At 49.7% G+C, this 654-nt stretch carries 1 protein-coding gene; it reads left to right on the forward strand.

The genetic code is table 11. From position 1 onward, the window contains the following. The coding region (locus R7P74_RS27035) for a POTRA domain-containing protein (RefSeq protein ID WP_318123748.1) at window positions 1-654 on the forward strand (654 nt) is incomplete at both ends.

The following is a 654-nucleotide window of genomic DNA, read 5'->3' on the forward strand; positions in this document are numbered from 1 at the left end:
GCAGTATCAACGACTCCGGCCAGGACCCGATCCTCAAACCTGCCTGAAGCCGATGCGGCATCAAATCAACAACAAATAGTGGAAAGTGTTGATATCCAGGGAAACAGGCGCCTGCGGGACGAAGACCTTCTCTACTACATTAAAACGCGTCCCGGTGACGTTTACGATCCTGCCGCACTGGAGCGTGATCTTAAAGAGCTCCTTTCGCTCAATTTTTTCGATAAAACGGCGACCAGGGTTTTAACTACCGAAGGCGTCAGTGGCGGCGTCAACGTCATCTTCGAAGTTCGCGAATGGCCTATTATTCGCGACCTGCAATTCAACGGCATCAAGGCGGTTCAGGAATCCGATATCCTCAAGGAATTTCGCGAAAAGCGTGTAGGAATATCAAAGGAAGCCATCTACGACCCAGTCAAGGCTAAAAACGCAACCAGGATATTGCGCGAACTTTTGGCGGCAAAGGGTTACCCAAACGCCAAAGTTACCGTACGTGAAGAAGAAATCTCCGCAACATCGATAGCGCTTACTTTTGATGTCGATCAGGGTAATCGCTCGCGAATCATTGATATAGAATTTACCGGTCTGGAGCACTTCAAGAACGGCGAACTGAAAAACGCCCTGACTTTGGTCAAGGAAACCGGCCTTATAGCCCGC

Source organism: Vibrio sp. 2033, from assembly GCF_033339735.1.